25 protein-coding genes and 1 pseudogene are annotated in these 23,395 nt (G+C 67.8%); 13 read left to right on the top strand and 13 right to left on the bottom strand.

Features of this window, described 5'->3' with window-relative positions; genetic code table 11:
* Nucleotides 1–8 precede the first annotated feature (8 nt).
* The 5 genes from G4G29_RS01295 to G4G29_RS01315 form a co-directional block, all read right to left on the bottom strand.
* Nucleotides 9–1,277 (bottom strand): extracellular solute-binding protein, encoded by a 1,269-nt coding sequence (locus tag G4G29_RS01295; RefSeq protein ID WP_183151564.1) that lies wholly within the window; start codon nucleotides 1,275–1,277, stop codon nucleotides 9–11.
* 139 nt (nucleotides 1,278–1,416) lie between these two features.
* Nucleotides 1,417–4,131: an ROK family protein gene (locus G4G29_RS01300; RefSeq protein WP_202045493.1), complete on the bottom strand. Its 2,715-nt coding sequence runs from the start codon at nucleotides 4,129–4,131 to the stop codon at nucleotides 1,417–1,419.
* A 399-nt stretch (nucleotides 4,132–4,530) separates the two neighbouring features.
* Nucleotides 4,531–4,674 (bottom strand): substrate-binding domain-containing protein, encoded by a 144-nt coding sequence (locus tag G4G29_RS20450; protein ID WP_202045495.1) that lies wholly within the window; start codon nucleotides 4,672–4,674, stop codon nucleotides 4,531–4,533.
* Nucleotides 4,659–5,552 carry a LacI family DNA-binding transcriptional regulator gene (locus G4G29_RS01310; RefSeq protein ID WP_202045496.1) on the bottom strand — a complete coding sequence of 298 codons (894 nt, stop codon included), beginning with the start codon at nucleotides 5,550–5,552 and terminating at the stop codon, nucleotides 4,659–4,661. Before G4G29_RS01310 ends, G4G29_RS20450 begins: the two co-directional genes overlap by 16 nt.
* 94 nt (nucleotides 5,553–5,646) lie before the next feature.
* Complete coding sequence (locus G4G29_RS01315) at nucleotides 5,647–6,009, bottom strand: hypothetical protein (RefSeq protein WP_183151565.1); 363 nt, start codon at nucleotides 6,007–6,009, stop codon at nucleotides 5,647–5,649.
* A gap of 98 nt (nucleotides 6,010–6,107) precedes the next feature.
* Between G4G29_RS01315 and G4G29_RS01320 the strand changes: the two genes are divergently transcribed.
* From G4G29_RS01320 to G4G29_RS01340, 5 genes are all read left to right on the top strand, one after another.
* The gene (locus tag G4G29_RS01320) at nucleotides 6,108–6,266 is read left to right on the top strand and encodes a hypothetical protein (RefSeq protein WP_183151566.1); all 159 of its coding nucleotides are present in this window, start codon (nucleotides 6,108–6,110) and stop codon (nucleotides 6,264–6,266) included.
* Nucleotides 6,267–6,284: 18 nt separating this feature from the next.
* Nucleotides 6,285–7,472 (top strand): aminotransferase class I/II-fold pyridoxal phosphate-dependent enzyme, encoded by a 1,188-nt coding sequence (locus G4G29_RS01325; protein ID WP_183151567.1) that lies wholly within the window; start codon nucleotides 6,285–6,287, stop codon nucleotides 7,470–7,472.
* Between the two features lie 92 nt (nucleotides 7,473–7,564).
* The gene (locus G4G29_RS01330; RefSeq protein ID WP_183151568.1) at nucleotides 7,565–7,792 is read left to right on the top strand and encodes a hypothetical protein; all 228 of its coding nucleotides are present in this window, start codon (nucleotides 7,565–7,567) and stop codon (nucleotides 7,790–7,792) included.
* A gap of 49 nt (nucleotides 7,793–7,841) precedes the next feature.
* Complete coding sequence (locus G4G29_RS01335; protein WP_244632312.1) at nucleotides 7,842–8,573, top strand: 3-keto-5-aminohexanoate cleavage protein; 732 nt, start codon at nucleotides 7,842–7,844, stop codon at nucleotides 8,571–8,573.
* Between the two features lie 9 nt (nucleotides 8,574–8,582).
* Nucleotides 8,583–8,873: a hypothetical protein gene (locus G4G29_RS01340; RefSeq protein WP_183151569.1), complete on the top strand. Its 291-nt coding sequence runs from the start codon at nucleotides 8,583–8,585 to the stop codon at nucleotides 8,871–8,873.
* 116 nt (nucleotides 8,874–8,989) lie between these two features.
* Here G4G29_RS01340 and G4G29_RS01345 read toward each other — a convergent pair.
* A pseudogene (locus G4G29_RS01345) lies at nucleotides 8,990–9,990 on the bottom strand (SDR family NAD(P)-dependent oxidoreductase).
* A gap of 75 nt (nucleotides 9,991–10,065) precedes the next feature.
* On the opposite strand from G4G29_RS01345, the gene G4G29_RS01350 reads away from it, so the two are divergent.
* Nucleotides 10,066–10,635: a TetR/AcrR family transcriptional regulator gene (locus G4G29_RS01350; protein ID WP_244632313.1), complete on the top strand. Its 570-nt coding sequence runs from the start codon at nucleotides 10,066–10,068 to the stop codon at nucleotides 10,633–10,635.
* 296 nt (nucleotides 10,636–10,931) lie between these two features.
* Here the strand turns inward: G4G29_RS01350 and G4G29_RS01355 are convergent, their stop codons facing one another.
* The 3 genes from G4G29_RS01355 to G4G29_RS01365 form a co-directional block, all read right to left on the bottom strand.
* The gene (locus G4G29_RS01355; protein WP_183151570.1) at nucleotides 10,932–11,090 is read right to left on the bottom strand and encodes a hypothetical protein; all 159 of its coding nucleotides are present in this window, start codon (nucleotides 11,088–11,090) and stop codon (nucleotides 10,932–10,934) included.
* A gap of 164 nt (nucleotides 11,091–11,254) precedes the next feature.
* Nucleotides 11,255–11,989 carry a hypothetical protein gene (locus G4G29_RS01360; protein WP_210274222.1) on the bottom strand — a complete coding sequence of 245 codons (735 nt, stop codon included), beginning with the start codon at nucleotides 11,987–11,989 and terminating at the stop codon, nucleotides 11,255–11,257.
* A gap of 206 nt (nucleotides 11,990–12,195) precedes the next feature.
* Complete coding sequence (locus G4G29_RS01365) at nucleotides 12,196–12,702, bottom strand: DUF4188 domain-containing protein (protein ID WP_183151572.1); 507 nt, start codon at nucleotides 12,700–12,702, stop codon at nucleotides 12,196–12,198.
* A gap of 70 nt (nucleotides 12,703–12,772) precedes the next feature.
* Here G4G29_RS01365 and G4G29_RS01370 point away from each other — a divergent pair, with 70 nt between their 5' ends.
* Entirely contained in the window at nucleotides 12,773–13,351 is a 579-nt protein-coding gene (locus G4G29_RS01370; RefSeq protein ID WP_244632314.1) for a MerR family transcriptional regulator, read from the top strand.
* A 30-nt stretch (nucleotides 13,352–13,381) separates the two neighbouring features.
* Here the strand turns inward: G4G29_RS01370 and G4G29_RS01375 are convergent, their stop codons facing one another.
* The 3 genes from G4G29_RS01375 to G4G29_RS01385 form a co-directional block, all read right to left on the bottom strand.
* On the bottom strand, nucleotides 13,382–15,112 hold the full coding sequence (locus G4G29_RS01375) for a DUF2075 domain-containing protein (protein WP_183151573.1): 1,731 nt from the start codon (nucleotides 15,110–15,112) through the stop codon (nucleotides 13,382–13,384).
* Entirely contained in the window at nucleotides 15,109–15,444 is a 336-nt protein-coding gene (locus tag G4G29_RS01380; protein WP_183151574.1) for a nucleotide pyrophosphohydrolase, read from the bottom strand. The genes G4G29_RS01375 and G4G29_RS01380 overlap by 4 nt, the downstream gene beginning before the upstream one ends.
* 88 nt (nucleotides 15,445–15,532) lie before the next feature.
* On the bottom strand, nucleotides 15,533–17,035 hold the full coding sequence (locus G4G29_RS01385) for a SulP family inorganic anion transporter (protein WP_183151575.1): 1,503 nt from the start codon (nucleotides 17,033–17,035) through the stop codon (nucleotides 15,533–15,535).
* 145 nt (nucleotides 17,036–17,180) lie between these two features.
* Here G4G29_RS01385 and G4G29_RS01390 point away from each other — a divergent pair, with 145 nt between their 5' ends.
* On the top strand, nucleotides 17,181–17,690 hold the full coding sequence (locus tag G4G29_RS01390) for a hypothetical protein (protein ID WP_183151576.1): 510 nt from the start codon (nucleotides 17,181–17,183) through the stop codon (nucleotides 17,688–17,690).
* Nucleotides 17,691–18,034: 344 nt separating this feature from the next.
* Nucleotides 18,035–18,478 (top strand): hypothetical protein, encoded by a 444-nt coding sequence (locus G4G29_RS01395; protein ID WP_210274223.1) that lies wholly within the window; start codon nucleotides 18,035–18,037, stop codon nucleotides 18,476–18,478.
* Nucleotides 18,479–18,547: 69 nt separating this feature from the next.
* Here the strand turns inward: G4G29_RS01395 and G4G29_RS01400 are convergent, their stop codons facing one another.
* A complete protein-coding gene (locus G4G29_RS01400; RefSeq protein ID WP_244632315.1) occupies nucleotides 18,548–19,738 on the bottom strand; it encodes an MFS transporter in 1,191 nt (396 codons plus the stop codon).
* A gap of 82 nt (nucleotides 19,739–19,820) precedes the next feature.
* Between G4G29_RS01400 and G4G29_RS01405 the strand changes: the two genes are divergently transcribed.
* The 4 genes from G4G29_RS01405 to G4G29_RS01420 all read left to right on the top strand — a co-directional run bounded on the left by G4G29_RS01405 (nucleotide 19,821) and on the right by G4G29_RS01420 (nucleotide 23,390).
* Nucleotides 19,821–20,126, top strand: coding sequence for a helix-turn-helix transcriptional regulator (locus G4G29_RS01405; RefSeq protein WP_183151578.1), 306 nt, complete (start codon nucleotides 19,821–19,823; stop codon nucleotides 20,124–20,126).
* Nucleotides 20,127–20,185: 59 nt separating this feature from the next.
* The gene (locus tag G4G29_RS01410) at nucleotides 20,186–20,752 is read left to right on the top strand and encodes a TetR/AcrR family transcriptional regulator (RefSeq protein WP_183151579.1); all 567 of its coding nucleotides are present in this window, start codon (nucleotides 20,186–20,188) and stop codon (nucleotides 20,750–20,752) included.
* Between the two features lie 96 nt (nucleotides 20,753–20,848).
* Nucleotides 20,849–22,264: an MFS transporter gene (locus G4G29_RS01415; RefSeq protein WP_183151580.1), complete on the top strand. Its 1,416-nt coding sequence runs from the start codon at nucleotides 20,849–20,851 to the stop codon at nucleotides 22,262–22,264.
* 271 nt (nucleotides 22,265–22,535) lie between these two features.
* A complete protein-coding gene (locus G4G29_RS01420) occupies nucleotides 22,536–23,390 on the top strand; it encodes a Rossmann-like and DUF2520 domain-containing protein (RefSeq protein ID WP_183151581.1) in 855 nt (284 codons plus the stop codon).
* Nucleotides 23,391–23,395 lie beyond the last annotated feature (5 nt).

A 23,395-nucleotide genomic window follows, 5' to 3' on the forward strand; every position in this document is an offset into this window, starting at 1 on the left:
CCGCCCGCTTACTCCTGCTCTGCCCAGTACTTGTCAGCCGTGGCCTGGATCTTCTCCAGGAACGGCATCGGGTCGCCGGGGTTGGCGTTGAAGGCGCCGAACTGCTCGATCGCTGTGGTCACGATCTCGGTCGGCATGGCCTCGAAGAACCGGTCGTACAGCGAGTAGTCGTCGCCGGCGATCTGCTCGCCGAGTTCGGCCAGCGCGGGGTCGGAGACCTCGGCCTTCGGGTTGAACGCCACGTCGCCATGCGCGTCGTTCCAGGCGGTCTGCGCGTCAGGGGACATCCACCACTCGGCGTAGGCGAGCCCGAGGTCACGCTGCTTCGAGTTCTCGGCCGTGCAGATCGGGCCGGACTCGACGGCCACCGGGGTGGTGTCGAGGCTGTCGTTCACCGCCGGGATCGCGAACATCCCGTAGTCGTCGGAGGTCATGCCCGCACCCTCGAGGTTGCCGGCGAAGAAGGTGCCGAAGTTGATCATGGCGTAGTCGCCCTGCTTGAGGCCGACCGCGGGATCGGTGGTGCTGCCCGCGTCGCTGAACCAGCCGTTCTCCTGCTCCTCGAGCCAGACGTTCATGACGTCGACGATCTCGGGGTCGGTGTACTTGACCTCGCCCGTGGTGAGTCCCTCGTACAGGTCGGGGTCGGTCGAGGCGACCAGGTGCTGGAACCACTGGAACGTGAAGAGCACGCTGGTCTGGTAGTACGGGGTGACCCCGGCATCCTTCAGCGTCTCGGCGGCGGTGTTCAGCTCGTCCCAGGTGGTGGGCACTTCGACGCCGTTGTCGGCGAAGGCGGCCTTGTTGTAGAACATGATCCAGTAGGCGATGTTCATCGGCACGCAGTACTGCTTGCCGTCGAAGGTGTAGCTGTCGCGCAGGTCTTCGCTGACCCAGCCCTCGTCGACGGCCTTGCTCCAGATGTCGGTGGTCTCGGCGACCAGGCCCTCGTCGACCAGCTGCTTGAGCGAGTCGCCGGTGTGCCAGGTGAACAGGCCGGGCGACTTGTCGGTGCGGAACGACTGCTTGATGAAGGCGTCGTACTGGTTCGCGTCCGAGTAGCCGGTGGTCTTGAGCGTGATGTCGACGGCGTCGCCGCTGACCTCGTTGAGCGACTCGAAGTCGGGCTTCCACGCCGCCTTGTCGGTGTAGAAGTCGAGCGTGCCGGTCACCTCTCCGGAGTCTCCTGAGTCGGAGTCGCCGGCGCACCCGGCCAGAGCCAGGGTGCCGAGGAGGAGACCGGCCGCGGCGGCGGCGATCGTGCGTCGCGTAATCATTCAGAACTCCCTTGTTCGTTTGGTATCGTTACCAGAAATCTGGTTTCACGCTACCAAGGTGATGAGTGCGGTGCAAGGGATTCCCGGTCGGGATCCTCGCGATGGTGCGTCATTGCTGTGATTCGGGTCCTGCGTGTGTTCAGTTGTCGCTCGTGCGCGAGCCGCGCACGTACGCCTTGACGGTCGCGAAGCGGGCGCTCTGCGAGTTCTCGGTGCGTTCGATCCGATACGCGCCGACGGCGGCAGGGACGATGAACGTCTCGGCGTAGTGGATCACGAAGGGTGCGAAGGCGCCGGTCGGGCTGACCACTCGCACCTCATCCCCCTCGACCAGGTTGAGCACGTTGACGGTGCCCTCCGTGTCGTGGTCGGCGCCCTGAGCGAACCAGTGCCGGCGCACCTCGATGAACTCGAGTTCGTGCAGGCCCGTGCTCTCCTCGATCACATCGCCGTCCGCGCGGATCGTCTCGACCTGGTCGAGCAGCTGGTCGCCGACCCAGGCGGTGTCGCGGTCCCACTGGATGTTGCGCGTCCCGTGATCGAGGTGCACGGGGCGGGGGATGCCGTCGAGGCCGACGCGGCCCCAGTCCCAGAGCTTGAATGTGAAGATGAACGGCGTCGCCGAGATCTCCAGCACCATCGAGTTCGCGCCGGAGCAGTGCACGGTGCCGGCGGGGATCGCGAAGTGGTCGTGCTTGCGGGCCGGGAAGGAGTTGATGTACTTCTCGGCGGGGAACGGATACTCGCCGTCCTGGGCCGTCGCCAGGTCCTGCAGCATCTCCGCGCGGTCGATGCCCTCCTTGGTGCCGAGGTACACCACGGCGTCGTCGCCGGCGTCGAGCATGTAGTAGCTCTCGTCCTGCGTGTAGTGCATGCCGAAGGTGTTCTGGATGTAGTCGGTCAGGGGGTGCACCTGAAGGCTCAGGTTGCCGCCGTCCATGGTGTCGAGGAAGTCGAAGCGGATGGGGAACTCGGCCCCGAACCGCGAGAAGGTCTTCGCGCCGAGCAGGTCGACAGGACGGCTGAAGACGAGGTCGAGCGCGGGGATCTCGATCACGCCGCCTTCGCCCTCCAGCAGGAGAGAGTTCTCCTCCGGCACGCAGTCGAAGCACCACGCGTAGTTGTCCTTCGAGGGGTCGAGACCGATCAGGTTCTTCATCCACTGTCCGCCCCACACGCCGGGGTCGAAGAACGGCACGACGCGGAAGGGCCGGTGCGCGGCGTCCTGCAGGGCCTGACGGAATGCGGCGCCCGTGATCATGCCGGCATCCGGCGCGTCGGGGTGCTGTTCCGCCGGGGCGATCGCGTTGCCGTCGAGCACGAAGTCGACCGTGTCGAACAGGGAGCGCTTGTGCCGGTCGGCGGTGCGCCACTCGACGAAGAAGCCGCGCTTGTACTTGCGCAGATTGTCTTCGCCGGGGTTGTCGGCGCGCCAGTTCGTGGCTCCCTTCCGCTGACGCAGCTGGATCTCCCAGCGGGCCATGTCTACGAGCACCGTGGCCGCAGGGCCGGGGAGCCGCGGAGAGAGGAGCGCCGCACCCCAGCCGATCACCACGGTCGGGCTTCCGGCGATGCTGTCGGCGACGGCGTCGAGCTTCACGGCATCGTAGAAGTCGGTCAGCGCGAAGTGGCTCATGACGCCGAACACGCGGTCGTCGGTGAGGTTCGGGGCGATCAGCTGCTCGACCTCGGCCACCGGCAGGGCGGCGGTCTCCACGTCGAGGAGCGTCCAGTCCGGCAGGGCCGCGCGCACCTGGGCGGTGAGAGCGGGCACGTCGACGCCGGGATAGGCGTCGACCAGCAGCACGGGCGTGGTGCCGGTCACGCGGGCGCAGGCCTCGGCGAGCTCGGCGGCCGCGGTCCAGCCCTCGGCGCCGCGGAGGATGCGCTCCCCTCCGGCAGGGCCACGGTCGGCTGGGTGTCGTAGCGACCTCGGGTGGTGTGCCCTTCGTGCATGTCGCTGATCGGGGTGGTCACTGTTCCTCCTGCGGTGTGGCGGTGGGGGTGGTCGCGGTGCGGGCGAGGACGCTGAGTCCGCGGGCGACGGAGAGTTCTGGTTCGGGGGCACGACGAAGAGCGGTGGCGTGAGCGAAGGCCACAGGTGGGCGCGGACGTACTCCTCGATGGGTGCACGGACGGCGTCGCCCGCACGCAGGATGCCGCCCGAGAGGATGACGACCGCGGGGTCGTAGGAGTGCACGAGTGAGGTGACGACGGCGCCCCACACGTGCAGGTACCGCTCGTTGATGTCGGGGTGGGCGTCGGTGGTGAAGACCTCGGTCATGGTGACGCCCGGGGGGAGAGCCCACGTGCTCGCGATGGCCTCTCCGCATCCGACATTGCCGCATGGGCACTCGGGTCCATCGAGGTCGACCGTGAGGTGGCCGCCGAGGATCCCTGCGTGGCCGGTGCGCCCGCGCAGGGGTGTGCCGTCGATCAGGGCCGCGGTGCCGATGCCGGTGCCGAGGGTGACGAGCACCGCGTCGCGCTCGCCGGCGGCACTGCCGGATGACACCTCGCCGATCAGGGCGGCACGGGCGTCGTTCTCGACCGTCGCTGCGACGCCGACCGCGGTCAGGGACCAGGCTTTCAGGTCGAGGTCTCGGAGGAAGTCGTACTTCGCGTTGGCGTGGAGCATCCGTCCGGTGCGGGGCTCGACGACCCCGGGCACCGCGATGCCCACGGCGTCGGCGGACCGATCGGCTTCGGTGAGGAGTCGTCGCGCCTCGAGAGCCGCGGCGGTGAGGTCGGCGGGGCTGCCCTGCACGGCGATGTGGCCCGAGGCGATGACGCGGCTGCCGTCGATCAGGGCGAGCTTGATCTCGGTGCCCCCGAAATCGATGCACAGCTCCATCCGGCCTCCTCGTCGACTCATCCGACGTCCTCGTCGATGGTTGGTAACGTTATCAATGAGAGGTGAGGGTGTCAACACCTGCCCGGATGTCAGGCCCGGATGTCAGGCCCGGATGTCAGGAGACTGCCGAGCGCACGGCTTCTCGCCCGCGGTCGGCATGACGATCCGCCGAACAGTGGACGATCCCCCGACGTTCCCCCACGACTTCGTCCGGAAAGTGTCCGTGTCTCGGTGAATCGTCCTCCTGGGTCCCGGAGTCGTTCGGGTCTCCGGGAATCGTCCGACCGGGAGCCCGTGACGATCCGCCGAACAGTGGACGATCCCCCGACGTTCCCCCACGACTTCGTCCGGTAGTGTCCGTGACTCGGAGAATCGTCCGGCCGAGATGTGGATGCCGAGTCAGCGCACCCCGCGGAGAGAGACCGGGAGCTCCACGGCACGCGGTGCGGCGTCGCGCTCGCCGCGGTCGAGGCGGTCGAGGAGGAGTCGTGCGGCGGTGCGGCCGAGTTCCCGCGGGTCGTGGTCGATCACGCTGATCGGCACGGGGAGAGCTCCGCCAGCTCGAAGTCGTCGAAGCTCACGATCTCGGGGAAGGTGCTCGCCGGTCGCGAGCCGGAGCCGAGCTGGGCGCTGATCTCCTTGAGGGCGCCGATCGCGTTGCGGTTGTTCGCGCAGAAGATCGCCGTGGGCGGATGCGCGGCGTCGAGGAGAGCGCGCGTGGCCGTACGGGCCTGGTCGACGGTCTGCTGGTTCGTGGCGACGAGACCGGCGTCCGGGGCGAGGCCTCGGTCGTGCAGGGCGCGCACGAACCCGGCGTAACGGCGCTCTCCCGTGAAGATCGACAGCGCGTTGCCGAGATAGCCGATGCGGGTGTGGCCGTGGTCGAGGAGGGCGGTCGTGCCGCGGTAGGCGCCGTCGTCGTCGGCGAGCACGACGCTGTCGGCGGCGAGTCCGTCGATGCGGCGCGAGGCGAGGACCACGGGCACGCCTTGCGCCTGCGAGTGCGCGAGATGTGCGGAGCTCGTGCCGGCGGGGACGACGATGAGGCCGTCGACGCGGCGGCCGAGGAAGTCCCCGACGAGGTCGGCCTCGCGCGCGGCATCCTCCGACGTGTTGCCGAGCAGGATGCGGCGGCCGGTGAGGGCGGCCTCCTCCTCGACGCCGAGCGCGAAGGTGCTGTAGTACGGGTTGGCGATGTTCGTGATCGCGACGCCGATCAGTCCGCTCGACTGACCGGGGCGGATGCTGCGGGCGTTCTCGTTGCGGTGATAGCCGAGCTCGGCGACCGCTTCCATGACGCGCTGCTGCACGTCGGGCTTGACGTTCACGCCACCCGAGAGCGTGCGCGAGACCGTCATGGGGCTCACACCGGCTCGGCTCGCGACCTCCTTGACGGTCGGGCGGCGCGCTCGTTCACTCATCACTGCCCTCCGAGATGTGGTGCCGACGGTCAAGGGAACGTTACCAGCGGGTGCCTTCGAAAAGGAGCCGGGGCCATGCCCTGACGCCGACGAGTCAGGAGCGCCCCGATCGGCGGGCGTGCACCAGTCGGGACCGGCGGGCCCCTTCGGAGGGCGCGGTCGCGGTCCCCGGAGGGTACCCGAGGTTCTGATACACGGTCTCGAGCTCGCGCGGGGCGAAGAGGATCGGCGCGAGCGCGCGCTCCCATTCCGCCGACGCGAAGAGGCGGGGGACCCGCAGGTTCTCGGGAGGGACGCCTGCTTCCTCGGCGGTGATCCGCGCCGCGTGCTCGAGGTGCTCGGCGTGCATGGCGACCCAGTCCGCACTCATCTCGTGGTTCGGCGATGCGCGCAGGAGTCGCGCCACGGCCTCCAGGATCAGAACCGCGTCCGACGCGCCGCGCTCTTCCTCAGTCATCTCATCTCCTCCAGTTCAGGCCCCCAGCGCCACGACCGTGCAGAGAGCCGCGGACGCCCATCGAGGATGACACGTAACATTATACGGATCCTGAACGCGTGACCGACGTCGCGCGGGAGCGCCTGACCGTCATGGATGGAAACGTGGAATGCGAGGGCGAGGAGGCATCCGTAGATTGGTCGGACCCGCTGCGAATGGAGTTCCCCGTGTCCGAGATCCGCGCCCCGCGCCCGACCTGTACCGGCGCCGTCGGCTGAGCTGACGGGACCCCGATCATGACCGTGGACCACTCCACGCATCCCTTCGATGCCCGCACGCGCCTCTTCCTCGACCGCCCGCAGAGCCGCAAGTGGAGTCTGCATCCTGGGCGCATCGGGGCGTGGGTTGCGGAGATGGACTTCGGCGTCGCTCCGGAGATCGCGGACGCGCTGCACCGCGCGATCGACGACGAGAACCTCGGGTACCTCTCTCCTCCGCAGGCGGCGGATCTGGGTGTGGCGACGGCGGAGTGGATGCGCGATGAGTACGGCTGGGCCGTCGACCCCGAGCGCGTGCATCCGGTGTCGGATGTCATGGCGGCTCTCGGGGTGGCGGTGCAGGAGTATGCGCCGGCCGGCTCACCCGTGATCGTGCCGACTCCGGCATATATGCCGTTTCTGACATATCTGCCGACGGTCGGGCATCCGGTGATCGAGGTCCCTGGTTTCGAAGTCGACGGACGATGGCAGCACGACCTGCAGCGGATCGACGAGGCCTTCGCCGCCGGCGCCCGGACGCTCGTGCTCTGCAACCCGCACAACCCCACAGGGACGATCGCCGGGCGCGCGGAACTGGAGGCGATCGCCGAGGTCGTGGAGCGGCATGGCGGGCGGGTGTTCGCGGACGAGATCCATGCCCCGCTGCGTTACGGCGGAGCGCCGTTCGTCCCCTACGCCTCGGTGTCGGAGGCCACGGCGGCGCACACCGTGACCGGGACGAGTGCCTCGAAGGCGTGGAACATCCCCGGCCTCAAGACCGCGCAGTTGATCACCTCGAACGAGGCGGATCAGAAGCTGTACAAGCGGTTCGGGTTCGCGGTGCAGCACGGCGCGGCCACCCTCGGCGTCGTCGCATCGACCGCGGCGTATCGCCACGCTAGGCCGTGGTTGTCGGACGTGATCGAGTATCTCGACGGGTCTCGACACGATCTCGCGACTCTGGTCGACGAGCACCTGCCCGGTGCCGTGTACCGCGTGCCGGAGGCGACGTACATCGGGTGGATCGACACCGCCGCCCTGGGAATCCCCGACCCGCCCGCCGCGTTCTTCCGGGACCATGCCGGGGTCGTGCTCACGGAGGGGCGGCTGCTGGGGAGGGGTGCCGAGAAGTTCGTGCGGGTGGTGTTCGCGACGCCTCGCCCGATCCTGGAAGAGGCCTTCGCTGCGATGGGAGCCGCCGTGCGAGAGCACTCCCGCCACCGCTGAGCTGCATCTCGGACGTCGGCGGCGAGGGTGTCAAGGGGCTCCCCTCGCGTCGGTGGTCCGGCGTAGAAAGGATCCCGACAGAGAGGATTCCCATGGCCACCGGCGACATCGAGACGTTCCACCGCAACGGCATCTGGTTCAACCGCATCGAGGGTGAATCGCAGACGTTGGGCAGCAGCTTCGAAGACGAGGCCGAGGCTGTGAAAGTCGGTCGCAGTGCGGCGGTCGCGCGTCAGGTCGCCCATACCGTGCGCGCCGAAGAGGGGCCGTCCAAGATGGCGAGCGTCTACGGCCTCCACCCGCGCGAACTGATCGGATGATGCTGCTGCAGGCATGTATCAACGGTGCACGCGATGTCGCGGAGCATCCGTGGCTGAGCGCCGACGAGACCGTGGTCGCGGGGATGCGGCGCGCGCCGTCGCGGCCGGAGCGGGAGAGGTGCATGTGCACCCGAAGGACGCCGCCGGTCGCGACAGCCTCGACGCGGAAGATGTCGCCCGTTGGGTGCGGGCGGTGCGGGCCGCGACGCCCGGTGTTCCCGTCGGCGTGACGACCGGTGCATGGGCGGAACCCGATGTCGGGCGGCGGCTCGCGTCGATCGAGGCCTGGACGGAGCTGCCAGACCACGCGTCCGTCAACTGGCACGAGGCGGGCGCCGAAGAGGTGGCCGCGCTGCTCGTGGGTCGCGGGGTCGCGGTCGAGGCCGGGTTGTGGGACGCGGCGGGGCTCGAGGTGTGGAAGCGCTCACCGCTGCGCAGCGGGTGTCTGCGTGTGCTGATCGAGCTCCCCGATGAACCCGCGGAGGTGGTGCGCGACCATGCCGAGGCGATGATCGCGCACGTCGCGCTCGAGGAGCCCGACCTTCCGATCCTGCTGCACGGTGAGGAAGGATCCGCGTGGCCGGCGTTCGACCTCGCGGTGGAGCTCGGGCGGGACTCGCGCATCGGACTCGAAGACACGCTCCTGTTGCCGGACGGCTCGACAGCCCCCGGCAACGCGGCGCTGGTGCGTGCAGCGGTCGGGCGGATGCGGGCCCTCTGGCCGCGTCTGCATCCGGCCGGGAGCGGAGAGAATCCGGGCGCGCTGCGATCTCCCCGATAGGGTGCAGGCATGGACGCGACTCAGGATGCTGCGGACGCGGCGACGCACGATGAGACTCAGCGCACGACCATCCGGCGTCTGTCGTGGATGCTCGCCTGGGGGCTTCCGTTCATCGCGCTGATCGCGGGGATCGCCCTCACGAATACGGGGACGATCCACCAATCGATGCCGGCAGGCGATGACATGTACGACGTCGTCCTGCTGGCCGTCTGGCCCGCGGGCCTGGTGCTGCTCGGAGTCGGTGCGCTGGGTCTGACGGCGGCAGCCCTCACAACGGTCGTCCTCACGACGAAGCGCTGACGCCCCCGAAGCGCGTGACGCTGCGCGTGCCGGGATCCCGGCACGGAACAGGGTGGAAACGCGAAACGCCCCACCGTTCGGGTCGGCGGGGGCGTCGGTCTCGCGGGATGAGGCGCTTACTGCACCGACCATCCGCCGTCCGAGGCGAGGATGGCGCCGTTGATGTTCACGGCGTCGTCCGACAGCAGGAACGTGATCGACGCGGCCAGGTGCTCGGCTGTGGCGACGGTCGGGATCGCCTGCTGGAACGGGGCGAGGCGGCCGGAGCCGTACTCCGACATGTTCGGGGGCATCGGGATGCCGGTGGCCACGCCGCCCGGGGCGACGGAGTTCACGCGGATGCCCTTCGGTCCGTACATGAAGGCGGCCGACTTCGTGACGCCGATGATGCCGTGCTTGCTGGCCGTGTAGGCGTTGCCCGAGGCGTTGCCGCGGAGGCCCGCTTCGCTCGACACGTTGAGGATCGCACCCCGACCGGCCTTCTCCATGACAGGGATGACCGCGCGCATGAGCTTGAACGGAGCGGTCAGGTTGATCGCGATGACGCGGTCCCAGACGGCGTCCGGGGTCTCGCCAGCGGGGAGAAGTCGTCGTTGATGCCGGCGACGTTCGCGAGGCCGTCGATGCGGTCGCCCGCAGCGGCGAGGACCGCGTCGATCGCGTCCTGCTTGGTGAGGTCGCCCGCGACCGTGACGATGTCGGCATCCGGCAGCTCCGCCTTGAGGGCATCGAGCTTCTCGGCGGCGATGTCGCTCGCGATCACACGTCCGCCTTCGCGGGCGATGCGCGAGGCGGTGGCCTTGCCGATGCCGGAAGCGGCGCCCGTGACGATCACGGTCTTGCCGGCGAAGCGGCCGGAGGTGGGCTTCTCGGCCCAACCCTCGGAGGCGTCGTCCTCGGGGATCTCGCCGTTGTTCGCGGCGCGCACGAGGTCGTCGACGACCGACTGGGGCAGCTGGCCCTGGCTCATGGCGACGAGCTGCTGCAGGGGCAGGCCGAGTACGGGGGTGAGAAGCTCGGGGTCGGCGCCCGTCTGCTCGAAGAGTCCACGGATGAGCGGGCCGCCGGTCGGGTCGTTCATCCAGTCGCCGATGGTGGAGTGTGCGGTGAGGGCCATGCTCTTTCTCCTTGCTCGGGTTTCGCAACGGTGCGTCTACTTATGTTCCAGTGTACGCCTCTGTACGGTGGAATGGTGCCTCGTCCTCGCAGTGAGAAAGCCCGCCAGTCCGTGCTGGAGGCGATGCGGCGTGCGCTCGCCGCAGACGGGTACGAGTCCGTGACGATCGAGGGTCTCGCCGAGGCGGCCGAGGTGTCGAAGCAGACCATCTACCGGTGGTGGCCGTCGAAGGCCGCGATCCTCGGCGAGGCGCTGCTCGAGGGCTCGGTGCCGGGCGCCGACGCGAGGGTGCCGATGACGTCGGATCTCGGGGCGGACCTGCGGGCGTGGTTCACGGCCGTGTCCGCGGGGCTGGCTCGACCCGAGGGGGTGTCGCTGGCGCGCGCGCTGATCGAGGTGACGGCGGCTGATCCGGAGTTGGGGTTGGTGTTGAACGAGAGGCTGGCGGCGCCGATCCGGGAGTGGGTCGCGGAGCGCGTGTCACGCGGACGGGATGCGGGCGATGTGCGGGCCGACGTGGATGCTGCCGCCGTCGCGGACGAGTTCATCGCGATCGCGTCGTACTCCGCGCTGATCGGGCAGCCGCTGAGTGCCGACCGCGTGGAAGACACCGTGGTGCGGTTGCTCCGGGGCATCGCGGGGTAAGCCTCGGGCGGGCCTGGTCCGCACGGGACCCTCTCCTCTGGGCACCCCTCCTCGTGGGAACCCTCGCGCGGCAGCCCTGCCCATTTCGGAGGAGTTCCGCCGTTCGGAGGTCTCTCTTCCCGAATCCCTCCTCCGTATCGCGGATCTCCTCCCGACTGCGGTGCTCCCCGCGCGACGCGCTCCTCGTTTCGGAGGAGTTCCGCCGTTCGGAGGTCACTTCTCCCGATTCTCTCCTCCGTATCGCGGACTCCTCCCGACCGCGGACCACCCCGACGCAGCAAGTCGAGGATTCGCGGCTAGTGTCCGCTGGAGCGTCGCTCGCGCCAGGTGACGCGCACGACCAGTGCGAGCGCGCCGAGCATGAGCGCGAGGGCCGCGAGCCAGAACACCCACACAGCGTCTTGGAACAGGGGCAGCTTCGCGACGACCGGAAGCATGCCTCCGAGGAGGACCATCGCCGCAATGCATGCGCGCTCACGTGCGGTGCCACGGGGCTTCCCGGTAGTCACGTGCTCGTCGTCGCTATGCATCCCTGCTCCTTGATCAGTGTGTCGGAAGTAAAATGTTACTCTGTCGGAGTCAGTGTGTCTGCCCCTCGCGGCCGAAGCGCTCAGCCTCCTCACCGCTGTCGTATGCGGCGGAAGTCGGCGTCGTCGATGTCTTGGTAGCCGATGGCGATGGGAGCGAGGCGAGTGCTCTTCTCCGTGCCCTCGGTGTCGGTGTAGTCGAGCGTCGGACTGATGACGTAGAAGTCCGCGTCGTCGGTGCAGGACAGGGCAATGTCGATCGCCCCGCGGTCTGGCGCGAGAGCCACATCCTCCGCGGACACAGCGGAGGATCCCGTTCTGAACTTGCCGACCGAGGCCAGTGGGTGCGGGACCGGGAGCTCGGCGCGGGTGCACTCCGACATGGCGGTGACTTCAGCCCTGGCGTCTGCCGTGGCGAACTCTTCGGGTCGTGCCTCGGTGAGGGTCCATGACCCGACGTCCACGTACTCCGGCTCCGTCGAGTGCGCGTAGACCAGCCCGATCGACTCGAAAGCGATGCCATCCGCGGGGATGGTGATCTCGAAGGTGATGTTCCCCAGCTGGTATCCGTCCACCACCGCACCTCGGATGACATCGAACTCGCCGGGGCCGACCGACGCATCGCCCGGTAGTTCGACACCGGTCAAGTCGGTCCAGATGGCATCGCTCTCCGGCGCGACGAAGATGAAGTTGACGGGGTAGGGGTGACCGGCGGCGAAGACGACCTCGGCGGACGTGAGAGCGAAGTCCGGGGATGTGCTCTTGTCGAAGTCGGGCGTGCAGGACGTGGCAGTGGCCGCGATCGCGCTGAGTACGATCGCGGCCACTGCCGCCCGCCCTGCTGCATTCATGTCACGTCCCGATGGCGAAGCCCTGGGCAGCCCGCCTCTGGTCTGTGCTCTCGTCTGCTGCTCCGCGATCGACCTCATCGTCGACCATCACCATGGAAACACACGTATGAGGACGTTATCAATATATTTGACGACGCAAACGAGTCTTCCTCGATCGTCGGTGATCCGGGCGTCGCGACTGCTCAGGTCGTCGTCGCCTCGTCCCTCGCCTCCGTCCGCCCCGCCGCGAACCGCGCCTGCGCCCGGTCCTGACGTTTCCCGACCTCGACGAGCTCCGTGGCCTTCGGCAGGCCCATCGGCTTCGTCGAGACGTACACGCTCTCGGCGGTGTCGACGCGGAACGTCTCGTGCCACACCCCCACAGCGCCCGGAGCTTTGCGGGCCGCGCGGTTGAAGGCGGTCCACGCGGGGCGGTGCTGCTGGTCCGGGCTGGACGCGTATGCGTAGAGCTTGTCGACGGATGACCAGTACTGCACCACGTAGGGTCCGCCCGATCCGAAGAGCAGGTGGTAGCCGAGCATGCCCGAGTCGGGATCGGTGCTGAGTTCGCGCAGCATCCCGGGCATGGCGAAGAAGGCCGGCATCCACAGGTCGGGGCGCCACCAGCGGTTGATCTGCATCCCGATGTGGAACACGACGAGCTCGCCCTCGTGGCGGTGGGTCATGCGGCCCGTGATGACTTTCGACATGAGGACTCCTTGGTTAGATAGTTTCACTATCCATAATGGATAGCGCTACTATCGAAGTCAAGAGGTGGCCATGAGAATTTCCGAACTGTCAGCCCAGACCGGCGTGACCGTGACGACGATCAAGTACTACCTGCGCGAGGGGCTGCTTCCCGAGGGCGAGCGGTCGTCTGCGACTCAGGCCGCGTACGGCGAGAAGCACGTGGAGCGGCTGCGGGTGATCCGGGCGCTGCTCGATGCGGGAGTGAGCATCGCCGAGACGCGGCGCGTGCTGGGCGCTTTGGATGATCCGCCGGAGAATGCGCATGAGTTGCTGGGTGAGGCGCATGCGGCGATCACTCCGCCGGTGGACGACTCGTTGGACTTGACCGACGCCGAGGCTCTTGTGGCCGGACTCGGGTGGAAGCCGGGGATGTGCGACGAGGCCGTGCTGCACGCGGTGGCTCGCGCGCTGGAGGGGCTGGAGCGTGTCGGCTTCACCGTGCCGGATGCGGCGATGGCGGAGTACCTCGCGAGCGCGCGGCGGATCGCGGATGCGGAGATCGCGGGGGTGCCGGGGAGTCTGCGGAAGCGGCGGTGCGGTACGTGGTGCTGGGGTCGGTGCTGGTGGAGCCGCTGCTGTTGGCGCTGCGACGGGTGGCGCAGCAGGTGAGCTCGGGGGAGAGGTTTGGTGGGGGCGGAGCTAGCGCATGAGCGCCGCGGCCAGACGCTCTCTCAGGGCCGGATCACACACGTAGACGTACGTTCCACGCATCCCGCGTGTTAGCAGCACCCCATAGATGTTTCGGATGAACGTCAATAGGTCATCGTCTCCGAACGCATCCTTCAGGTGCCCGGTGTTCTCCTTGCCCTTCTTGTCCCGATAGCTCTCGCGATCAGCGACGATCCGACCGGATGTCGGGTCGAGGTGGAGGTCGGGCCCGATGATGACGCCTGCGTAGTTCAGGTCATACCCCTGAACGGTGTGGATCGAGCCGACCTCTTCGAGCGACCCTTTCGAGTTGATCCAGTCTTTATCTGTGCCGTTCCACCGCATGCGCTCACCGTCAATCTCGATGTCGAATGCGTCTGGGTTTTTCTTCGACGCCCATTCCCACGCGTACCCTGCGACGAGGCGGGAAAGGCCGACCTCAGCATCCTTCTGCCGGATGGCATCGCGCATCTCTCGGAGGTCGTCGAAGAGGCGAAGTTCATATTCACCGAGGCTGGGGAGGGATGGCTCTTCATCCCGCAGAAGGGCGCGGACGAATTCGACGTAGTCTGCGCCCGCCTGTACGCGCATCTGGGTCGTCAGCCGGAAAAATCGATGCGCATCCTTCGCCTCACTGACCTCTGCATGGAGCGCCGCCGGAGAAAGGTCATGCGGCCGTACGCTCTGCTCCCCATCGACGAGCAGGAGCTGATGTTTGCTGCGAGCCTTGATCCAGTCGAGCTGGGTGTAACGAGGGTCGTCGCTTCCGAACAGAGCCTCGTTGATCTCGCGGAACTTCTTGTTCTGCACCCCCGACGCCTGATTGGCTCTCTGCCCGAGGCGGTGGGTCTCGTCGACGAGAACGAGGTCGTAAGCCTCGTCGGATTCGCCGAGCTGGAATGGCGACATCACCATCGCAGCATCGAGCTTGGGCGTCTTCTTGAAGACCTTCCTCACCGACATCCGCAGAGACTGCTGCGGGATGACTAGCGCCATACGAAGGGTCTTGAGCAGCTTGCGATTCTCGGGGACAAAGAACTCCGAGAACATCGAGTCAGGCTCGACGCCGTCGTAGTCGCGGATGTCGGCCAGCAACTTCATCAGGAAGATCGCGATGATCGTCTTCCCTGTTCCCGGGTTGCCCTGGACCACGAGCGTTGATCGAGCGCCAGGGTCCTGAAGATCTTCGAGCAACCCCTCCAGGATGTCCATGATCGCGACGCCCTGGTCGTCGGTCAGAGCTTTGAAGGGCGAGAGCTTGAACAGGTCAGAATTCTCGATTTGCGGGATGCTCCGCGAGAAGAGTCCCTCTGCTCGCATCGCCTCGAACACGTTACGGAACGACTCACGATAGAGGTCGCGGTCGTAGTACTGCGCATCTGTCAGGCCGTCGTTGCCATTGAGGATGCGGTATCGACCGTCGCCCGAGAACCAGCGAATGAGATGCGATTCAAGGTCGAGACAGACTGACTTGTTGAACGTGTGATCCACGACGACGCGGATCGATTCAAGGGACTCGTTCTTCTTCGAACCGGCGAGGTGCTGACGCATACGGGTGGCCGCGCTCACGGTTTCACCGACGTAGAGCCCGGGCGAACTGCGTTGGGCGTCTCCTTCGAGCACATAGACGACTGGCCAGTTGGTGTGCCGGCTGTCGTCATGCGCCCAGGTATCAACAGCGTCACGGCGGAAAGGAAGGCGCTGGATGCTGAAGTCGGTCACTCCGGCGCCTCGGAGAGCTTCGTGTACTTCGTCATACGGCCCTTGGCCAGTTCGACGGGATACTTCGCCTTCGTCGACTCCAACTTCTTCATGACGATCTCGTCGAGGTCGACGCCGATCTTGTTCGCGAGATGGATGCAGTACGTGACGACATCCGCGAGCTCCGCTTCGACCTGTTCTTGGTCGAACTTCGGGGACCACTGGAAGCACTCGAGAAGCTCGCCGGCCTCGATTGAGATGCTCTTCGCGAGGTTCTCCGGCGAGTGGAACTGGTCCCAGTCCCGTTCGGCTACGAAGGCGCGAAGGGCGGCGAGAGTCTGCGGCGACGGCATGATGCGAAGGTACCAGCGAGGCGAACGACACTGATGGCACGAAACAACCATGTGGTCACCAGCCCGGGGTGTGTCCGTCATTGCACCTCTACTCGAACCCACCCGTCAACCGCCCGCGGATCCGGGAACTGCTCTCATTCATCCCGACGATCTCCACCGTCTTCCCCAACGTCGCATACTTCGTCTCAATCGCATCCAACGCCGCAACGGTCGACGCATCCCACACATGCGACCCCGACAGATCCACAACGACCCGAGACGGATCCCCCGTATAAGAGAACAACGTCGTCAGATCGTTGCTCGACGCGAAGAACAACTCCCCCTCCACGACGTACGTCACAACGTCGCCCGCCTCAGCCACAACCCGACGAACCGTCACGAAGTGCGCCACCCGTCGCACGAACAGCACCGACGCGACCAGCACCCCACCCACGACCCCGACCGCCAGGTTGTGCGTCACCAGCACCAACGCCACCGTCGCCACCATCACGAACGTCTCGCTCTTCGGCATCCGCTTCAACGTCGACGGACGGATGCTGTGCCAGTCGAACGCTCCGATCGCGACCATGATCATCACGGCCACCAGCGCGGCCATCGGGATCGTCCCGACGAAGTCGCCGAACACGACCACCAGCAGGAACAGGAAGATCCCGGCGCAGAAGGTCGAGATGCGGGTCCGCGCACCCGAGGCCTTCACGTTGATCATGGTCTGACCGATCACGGCGCAGCCGCCCATGCCGCCGAACATGCCCGACAGCACGTTCGCGACGCCCTGCCCCCACGACTCGCGGCTCTTGTTCGAGTGAGTGTCGGTGATCTCGTCGACGAGCTTCGCGGTGAGCAGCGACTCCATCAGCCCGACGAGCGCGACCCCGAGCGCGAACGGCGCGATGATCGTGAACGTCTCCCACGTGAGCGGAACGTTCGGGATGAACAGCTCCGGCAGACTCCGCGGCAGCTCGCCCTGATCGCCGACGGTCGGCACGGTGATCCCGAAGGCGAGCACGACCCCGGTCACGATGATCACCGACACGAGAGGCGCCGGCACGATCTTGGTGATCTTCGGCATCACGAGCATCACGACGATGCCGAGCGCCACCAGCGGATACACCAACCACGGCACGTCGATCAGCTGCGGGAACTGCGAGCTGAACACGAAGATCGCCAGCGCGTTCACGAACCCGACCATGACGCTGCGGGGGATGAACCGCATGAGCTTCGCGACTCCGATCACCCCGAGGATCACCTGGAAGATGCCGGCGAGGATGATGGTCGCGATCAGATAGTCCAGCCCATACGTCGGCGCGACCGGTGCGATCACGAGCGCCACGGCTCCGGTCGCCGCGGTCACCATCGCCGGACGTCCACCGAGGAACGCGATCGACACCGCCATGATGAACGACGAGAACAACCCCACCTTCGGGTCGACGCCCGCGATCACCGAGAACGCGATCGCCTCCGGGATCAGCGCCAGCCCCACGACGAGGCCGGCCAGGACCTCGCGGGTCAGCATCCGCGGGTTCTTCAGCGCAGTGAGCACCGAGGGGTTGGCCCGGTAGCGGGAACGATCGTCGACCGTCGTTGCAGACATGGATGCTCCAGGGGAAGGCGCCTCGGAGGAAGAGGCAGACGTTCCAGGGTACGGCCGATATACAGCGCCGCCGGCACGTCTGCATCCTTCCTCTCGGACGCACCGTGCGACAGGATGAAAGCGACCGACCTCGAAGGAGACCGCCATGTCGCTCGCGCAGACCCCGTCGGAGACCTCGGCCGCCCCCGGGTTGGCCGGCGTCGTGGTGATCAGGGGAATCCGCCGCGTTCTGATCTGGTCCCTGATCATCGCGTTCCTCTACCCCGCCTTCATGAACGGCAGCAAAGGAATCTGCCCAGGCGGTGTCGATGCCGACGGCGGGTTCATCGACGCATCGGGCCGTTCGGTGGACGAGGCTCCGATGTGCGTTCAGCTCACCCTCGGCCCCAGCCCGCTGGTCTACATCGGCATCGCTCTGATCGTCCTGCTCGCGATCGGTCGCGTGATGAAGGCGACCGACGAACGTGCGGCGCTGCGCACCCTGGAATGGGCTCTGCGAGCGGTCGGCCTGTTCGCGCTCGTCGCGATCGTCGTCTCGCACGCGTGGATGATGATGATCCCGCTCGAGCAGTTCAACTCCGAGTCCTGGTCGGTCTTCAGCCCGTTCCCGTTCGGGGTGATCGACGTCGATGTCACCCCCATGACCGTGTCCTGACCCACGGGTGCAGCCCTACTGACTACGACCCTCACCGCGGACGAGCACACCGGAATGCCGCACGGCGACTCGCGCCTGTCGCCGATCCGCCACCGGCCGCGGTTCGTACCGTGATCGCATGGAACCCGGATCCCTCGCAGACCCCGCGATCACGGCGCCTCGGCGACGAGGCGGACGTTCCCGCGTAGAGCGGATGCCGGGTGGCGACGCCCCGCCATCACGATTCCGATACGTTCACACCCCGGATGCGCGCCTCGGGTTAGCGTTCCGTCATGAAACGTTGGCGCGGCGTCGCGATCCTGGTCTTGGCGCCGATGCTGGCGATGACGGCGTGCACGCCTGCCGTGACCGGAACCCTGGGCTTGCTCAGACAGCGGGACGGTTCACTCGAGGTTCTCGTGCGCCTCTGCCACGGGTCGGTGGATAGCCTCGAGCTTCGCGCCATCAACTCCTTCCCTCCGAATCAGGACGGCGATTCCGAAGGGTGGCGGAACGTCAAGGCGAAGGAGTTCGCCCTGTCGGAGCCAATCATCGGGGCGGGCGACGTGGCGATGCCGTTCCGCGAACAGACACTCGGGAAGGACGTGCTCTTCAGCGTGACGGCGTTCGGCGAGAACGGCGAGAACGCCGTATCCGGCCACTTCGCAGCCAGCGAACTGGCAGCGGTGAGACCCGGCGAGGTGCTCACGCCGATCGGGATGTTCGCGTCCGATATCTACGATTCATCGGATGACCCCGTTGTGAGTCCCGAGGAGTTCCAGCGGTTCGCGGACGACTTCTGCTCGTGAGGCCCCGGCCCCCGGCCGCCTATCGCCCGGCGCGCATCCGCAGGCCGAAAGCGACACCCGCGAGCGCGATCACCACGACCCCATACCCGACGCACACGGCCTCGAGTCCGACCACCCCGACCAGTGCTCCGGCGACGACGGCGGGTACCCCGAACGCCAGGTACGAGACGAGGTAGATCGCGGCGAAGGTGTCGGCGCGCTCGGTCGGGGGATCCTCGGCGCGAGGGACGCCACGACTCCCGAGAAGGCCGTCCCGAAGCCCATGCCGGTGACGGCCGCCGCGACGAGGTAGAACGGCAGGGATCCGACCCCCAACGCGATCAGCGACAGCAGGGTGCCGACCGCGAGTGCCGACGTCCCGAACAGCACCATCGACCGCGCGGCGATGTTCCGCAGCGTGAACGCGGTCACGGCTCCGACGCCGGCGAGCAGCACGACGCCGAGCCCCTGCCAGAAGTGAGCCTCGCCGCCGAGTTCGCCCCGCACGATCGTGGCCCCAAGAGACAGGAACAGCCCACCGGTGGCCCACCCCGCGATCACGGCCGGAGCCCCGCGCCAGAAGTCGGACCGGATCGCGGAGGGGATCGTCAGCCGGAAGCTCAGCGACGCCCACACCCCGGGCCTCCGCGGTGCCGTCTCCGGCACGAGGAAGAACAGCACCGCGATCAGGAGGTACACCGCGCTCAGAGGCGCGAACACGTCGAGCAGGGCTTCGCCGCTGAGGTCGAGCATCACGCCCGAGACGAGGGCACCGAGGGCGAGGCCGATTCCCGGGCTGAGGGCGTTCCACAGGGCCGCGACTCCCGCGCGGCCGCCCGGCGCGAAGTCGAGTGCCGTCGCCGAGAGCGCGGAGAGGAGCAGGCCGCTCGCGACGCCCTGCAGGATACGTGCGAGGAACAGTACCGCCACGGCATCCGCATGCCAGAACAGGAGCATGCTCCCCGCGAGCAATACGAACCCGGCGACCACGACCGGACGACGCCCGATGTGATCGGACAGCGACCCGGTGGTGAGGAGCGTCAGCAGCAGCGACCCGGCGTAGACCGCGAACACCGCGCTGATGACGATCGCGTCGAAGCCGATCTCGTGCGCGAGCACCGGATAGAACGGCGACGGCGCGCTCGCCCCGACCGCCATCAGGATCTGCGCCGCGACCGCGAGTCCGAAGCCCAGGCGTGGTCGAGTTTCGATGCGCTGCCCACCCTCAGCCGCCGGCGTGGGGCGAAGGGCCGGACGGACGATCGGCTCGGTGGTGGTCATGGCGCCTCCTCATAAGGTTCGAGAATCATCGAACTATCGGAGCGTACTCGCCATCCGGCCATTGTTCAACTATTATCGAACCATGCCTGGCGATCTTCCGCACCCGGAGCGCTCCGAGATCCAGCTCACGGACGTGCTCTTCGCGCTGAGCGACCCCGAGCGCCTCGCGATCACGCGCCAGCTCGCCGACGGTCCGCTCGACATGGCCTCCTGTCACGCCACCGACCCCAACCTGCCGAAGTCGACCAAGTCGCACTTCATGAAGGTGCTGCGCGAAGCCGGCGTCATCCGCAACGAGCCCAATGGACGGCGTCGGATGCTGACGCTGCGGCGCGACGACCTCGATGAGCTCTTCCCTGGACTGCTCGACTCGGTGCTGCGCGGCTGAACGCCCGCGATGGCCGCGTGCTCTTGTCGATCGCGAAGAGTGAGTGTACAGTCACTCATATGTCCTCGACCCGCAGCTCCATCCTCTCCACGGCAGACGCCCGCAGGCCGCTCGTCGCCTCGGCGGCCGTGGCCGCGTTCGCACGCGGCGGGTATCACGGCACGACCGTCGCCGACGTCGCCCGCGAAGCCAAGATCTCCCCGGCCTACGTCTTCAAGCTGTACGCGGGCAAGGAGGCGCTGTTCGTCGTCGCGCTCGAGGCCTGCTTCGACGCGATCCTCGCTGCCCTCGAAGAAGGCGCGGATGCCGCGGGCGACACCTCGCCCGAAGGCACCCTCGACGCGATGGGCGACGCGTACGCGCAGCTCATCTCCGACCGGAAGCTGCTCATGCTGCAGGTGCACGCGCAGTCGGTCGCCGAGATCCCGGCTGTCGGCGAGGCGCTGCGGACGGGGCTCGAACGTGTCACGACGTTCGCGAAGACCCGTTCGCGCGCGAGCGACGACGACGTGCAGCGCTTCATCGCCTACGGGCAGCTGTGCCACCTGATCGTCACGACGCAGCTCGACGGGCGCCCGGGGGACTGGGTCGCTCTGCTGACCAAGGGCATCACGCACCCCGACTGATCTCGCGGCGGGATCATCGCCCTTCCTTCTGTCCTGAAGAGTGAGTGAGTAATCACTCATCCACCACCACAACGAACACCACGAATGGAGCAGCTCATGACCACCCTCACCTCTCTCCCGGTCACCGCACCGCGCAGCACGCACCGCTGGCTCGCCCTGAGCGTCCTGGCACTCGCACAGTTCCTGGTCGTGCTGGATGCCTCGATCGTGAACATCGCCCTCCCCGTCCTCGGCCGGCAGCTCGGCATGGACACCGCCGCCCTGGCCTGGGTCATCACCGCGTACGTGCTCGCGTTCGGCGGGCTGCTCCTGCTCGGTGGACGCCTGGCCGACCGTTACGGTCACCGCCGGGTGTTCCTCATCGGGACGGCCGGGTTCGTCGCGGCCTCCGCCCTCGCCGGGCTGTCGGTCTCGAGCGAGATGCTGCTCGGAGCCCGCGCTCTGCAGGGTGTGTCGGCGGCGCTCCTCGCCCCCGCCGCCCTCGCGCTGCTGACCCATCTGTTCCCTGACGACTCCGAACGGACCAAGGCCCTCGGCGTCTGGGGTGCGGTCGCCGGCATCGGATCCGCCGCCGGGGTGCTGCTCGGCGGGGTCCTCACCGCCACCCTCGGCTGGCAGGCGGTGTTCTTCGTGAACGTGCCCGTCGGCGCCCTCGTGCTCATCGCGATCCCTCTGCTCGTCACGCGTGACGGCATCCGCACGCCCGGTCGTCTGGATGCCGCGGGAGCCGTGACCGTCACCGGCGCGCTCGTCGCTCTCGTCGGCGCTCTCAGCGCGGTCGAGCAGGTCGGCTTCGTGCACCCGCTGCCCCTCGTGCTGCTCGCCGCCGCCCTGCTGCTCGGCGTCGCGTTCATCGCGATCGAACGTCGCAGCGCCGAGCCCCTCGTGCCGCTGTCGGTGTTCCGCAACCGCAACCTCGCCCTGGGAAACACCGTGATGCTGCTCGGCGGCGCCGCCATGGTCGCGCTCTTCTTCGCCCTGTCGGTGTACATGCAGGCGGTGCTCGGATACGACGCGCTCACGGCGGGCCTCACGCAGCTGCCCCTCGCCGGCGTGCTCGTGCTCGTCGCCGGCGGAGCCCCTGCGCTCATCGCCCGACTCGGCACCCGGCCCGTGCTGATCGGTGCGCTGCTGGTGCTGACGGGAGGACTCCTCTGGCTCGCCGCCGCGCCCTCCGACGCCGTGTTCGCCGTGCACCTCCTCGGCCCCACGTTGCTGATCGGCATCGGACTCGGAGGTGCCGTGGTGGCGACCACCCAGCTCGCGGTCGACGGCGTCGAAGGCGCAGAGGCCGGCCTCGCTGGCGGCCTCATCAACACGAGTCAGCAGATCGGCGGAGCGGTCGGTCTCGCCGTGCTCGGCACCGTCGCAGGACTGCGCACGGCGGCCCTCACCGCAGGCGGCGCCCCGGCCGCTGAAGCGCTGACCGGCGGCTTCTCATGGCTCTTCATCGGAGCCGCCGGCCTCGCGCTGCTCGGAGCGGCGATCGTGGCCGTGTGGCGTCGCGACTGAGAGACGGGGATCGGTGGGTGTGCGTCGTGAGGCGCGCACCCATCGATCAGCTCGTTCGAGGTCGGCGCACGGAGTTGCCGGGCCACGGCCGCCGGAATCGCTGGGGATCGAAATGCGCGCCCCGTGTGCGCTGAACATACCTTTATGCCAAGCTACCTAGATCTCTGCCTTGCCTGATTGCTCCCAGATTTGGAGCGGAAGCGGCACGGGGCGGATACTTCTGGCATCCGCACCGCCCCCATCGCTCGCCCATGATCGGCCCGGAATCGACATGCAGACATCCTCTTCGCTCGCGCCAGAGACGACCATCGCTCTCGTGGGCGCGGGGCGACTCGGACGCGTGCTCGCCAGGGCCCTGCGTGCCGCGGGGTTCGCTGTTCTCGGCCCGGTTCGACGCGAGCAGCCGATGCCGACGGCCGACATCGCGCTCCTCTGCGTCCCCGACGCGGCGATCCCGGCCGTGGCCTTCGTCGCCCGACCGCACGCGCGCCTCGTCGGACACGTCTCCGGTGCGACCCCGCTGACCGACGTCGACTTCAGCCTCCACCCGCTGCAGACCTTCACCGGTTCGGAGACGCCTGACGTGTTCCAGGGCATCGGAGCCGCGATCGCCGGCCGCACCGACGAGGCGTTCGACGTCGCCGACGCCCTCGCCCGGGCGCTCGGGGCACGTCCGTTCGCGGTCGACGACGAGCACCGCGCGCGCTATCACGCGGCCGCGTCGTTCGCGTCGAACTTCGTCCTCACGGTGCTCGATGCGGCCGAGCAGCTCGCTTCGGCCGCCGGCATCCCCGAGGGCGAGGCTCGCGATATTCTCGCCCCGCTCGTCGGTCGCACCGTCGAGAACTGGACGAGCCTCGGCGCTCAGCAGGCTCTGACCGGGCCGATCGCCCGCGGCGACGCGCAGACGGTCGCCCGCCAGAGGTCGGCCGCCGCAGAACTCGGGCTGCAGGACCCGTTCGACGCCCTCGCCGCCACCACACGGACGATCGCCTCCCGCACGCCGAAGACCGGGCACGGACGTCGGGAGGACGCGCGGATGCCGGGAGAAACCCCTCCGTTCGAACCGACATCCGTCCCTTCTCCCGACACGACGACCGCGGAGTCGAAGGAGTCCCCGGCATGAGAATC

Source organism: Microbacterium sp. Se63.02b (genome assembly GCF_014171575.1).
GTDB lineage: Bacteria > Actinomycetota > Actinomycetes > Actinomycetales > Microbacteriaceae > Microbacterium.